This is a genomic window from bacterium (assembly GCA_009926305.1).
In the GTDB taxonomy this organism is placed as follows: Bacteria; Bdellovibrionota_C; UBA2361; order UBA2361; family RFPC01; genus RFPC01.
Window position 1 is genome coordinate 1 of the sequence record RFPC01000157.1, and the last position, 2,430, is coordinate 2,430.

Consider the following 2,430-nt stretch of genomic DNA (forward strand, 5'->3'; position numbering starts at 1 on the left):
TGGTTTCCGCCGGAAGAGCGTGTGACGTTGAGCTCGCCTTCGAGTTTCAGTGAATTGTAGCTTGTCACGTCCACGACGTTCGTTGCAGCGTTGTTCAACACAGCGATAGTCGTGCGAGCGTTTGCCGCACCGATAACGACGCCGCGCTTGGGGGCTACGTACAGCGAGCTAGCCGAAGACGCGACACCGATAGGAAGCGAGACGTACCCAACTACGCTGGGCTCGGTCAGGGTTAAGAGACCTGCTGTTACGCTTGAGAGGAAGTACACACCGCCTGGGGTCAGACCGGAGAGGCTTGTGATTTCGCCAGAGGTTGTCAGTTCAAATGTATCCGATGAGACGACTTTCGAGACGACACCGACGACTTCTGCTGTGTTAGCTGCAGTCGCGATTGCTTTGGTGTAGGTCGAGCCGCTGAGGTACAGAGCGTCGCCGACTGCGAAGCCGTGTGCGACTTGGGAGACGACGTCTGTTGTACCGCCGCCTGCACCGCCTGCACCGCCGGAGAGTCTCCACTTGGAAGAGCCGCCGTCGTATACCGCTGCGATAGAGGTGCCTGCCTTGAATGTAAATGCAGCGCCTGTGCCTGTGACAATCTGGTTGGCTGCAGTGCCTGTCTCGTTCCCGATAGTGATATCGGTCGAGCTGGTATTCATAAGGATGTAGTAGCGTCCGTCTTCGGGATTCGCGATTTCGTTGAAGTTCGCAGCTGTAGCGATTCTCTGGATGACTTCTTTGTCAGACGAAGGAGTCAGTACGTTTGTCGCGATAGAAGGAGCTGCGCGGTCGAGTTTGACGGAGGTCAGCTCTGCGATGTTAGTTACAGCTTTTATCCACGCAGCTGCCCCCCTGATATACAAATCACCGTTGTACATCGCCATATCCCCCGGCTGTGAATTGGTCGGAGGAGTTACTGTAGGATCTACCGCTAGTGTGGGAAGATTTAATCCGTTCTTGACTCGAAAGAAATTATTTGCCATTTCGTAAACCTTTCATTTTCCAGGTGTCAGAGAGCGAGAACACTCCAGGCAAGAGTGCGTTTAGTAAACCCTGTTGTTGACGTTGAACTGTAGCGTATTTGACCTGCGCTAGTAATATCGAAAGTAATGTTTGCAGCGCCATTTGTGTTCGCAATGCTAGTCTGAGAAATGCTCCAGCTTGTCCCGTCATTTGTTCCGAGTATCTCGAAAGTCTCACTGAGGTTTGGGTTTGGGTCTGCGTCTACGTTCACAGTTACGTTCACAGTGATCATTGCCCGGAACCCTTTCAAGGACGTAGCGAAAAATAGTAATGGGATGTCGTGATTAGTTCTGACATCTGTTGTATCTTCGTAGACGTTAACCACCTCACGTTGTGACGATGGAGTGTTCCCCGGTACGCTCTGAGAATTACCTTGAAATATGCTACTTATCGGCATAGTTATCTACCCCCATGTCTTCTATAAAACCTATTTAACTTTTTAAGGTTCTGGTCTTTTACAAAATTCTCTATAAACATCTTATCCTGAATTGACCTCTCAGGTTGAACTGGCCCGAATGCAGGATCAGTCATAGAAGGCTCATCTCTAGGATCAACTAACTCCTCATCCGGTATACTTAATAATCTAGGATCTTTTCTGAAAGCCTCTGTTCTTTTTCTCCTATCTTCGTAACCTTTTACGCTCTCGCCTTTAGCATTTATATCTTGTTGAAATTTTTTATCTACAACGGCCTTCTGTTTCTCGTATTCGGCTTTCTTTTTCTCATTTTCCTGTTGCAAGAGAACATTCTGACTCAGGTTTTTAAAAAACTCTTCGTCGTTCATAGCAAAGCCAGTTGCTCTAAACTGAGTATCTGCCTCTTTTTGAGCCGCATCTAGCGCGTCTCTGTACGGCTTGTAGCTTTGACTTATTTTAGCCGCTTCTTTACCTAAATCACTATTCGGACCTTTGTTAACCATAGCAGATACTTGAGCGTCATTCGTCCAATCCTCTACTTTACCATGAACATTATTTAACCACCACGCTACTGTAGCCTGAGCACCTAAGTCCTCGTTATTTCTTACGTCTTCTGCGAAAGCTTCTAATCCGCCATCTTCCGCATCATATTTAGAATCCAACGGTGGTAGTCCAGCCTCCGCTCTCATTTTCTTAACTGTCGCTAAAGCTTTTTTAATATTATCTCTTCCCGTTACCTGACCAAACCCGCTACCTCGAAAATTAAACCCGTCATCCCCTCCTCGATTCCCGAGCGCTGATAAGTTACCATAGACTGCATTAAATAGTTTCTTTTCATCTTTTAACAAGTCTGCGAGGTGAGCATCGCTTTTACCTTGTGCGTACTTGAACGTCTTTCTAAGACCTGCTACCGAGTAATTTCCTGATTCAGATAACTCTTTAAAACCGCCACTCTCATGTGCTGATTGTCCTAGTAAAGCAGCGAACTCATTTCT

Annotated in this window: 3 protein-coding genes; all 3 read right to left on the reverse strand. The window is 47.3% G+C overall.

Annotated features, from left to right (window positions below; all coding sequences use genetic code 11):
* A partial coding sequence (locus EBR25_13130) for a hypothetical protein (GenBank protein ID NBW41923.1) occupies window positions 1-980 on the reverse strand: 980 nt, incomplete at its 3' end.
* 26 nt (window positions 981-1,006) lie between these two features.
* Window positions 1,007-1,417, reverse strand: coding sequence for a hypothetical protein (locus EBR25_13135; protein NBW41924.1), 411 nt, complete (start codon window positions 1,415-1,417; stop codon window positions 1,007-1,009).
* Window positions 1,418-1,419: 2 nt separating this feature from the next.
* Window positions 1,420-2,430 (reverse strand): hypothetical protein (locus tag EBR25_13140; protein NBW41925.1); only part of this gene is annotated, 1,011 nt, incomplete at its 5' end.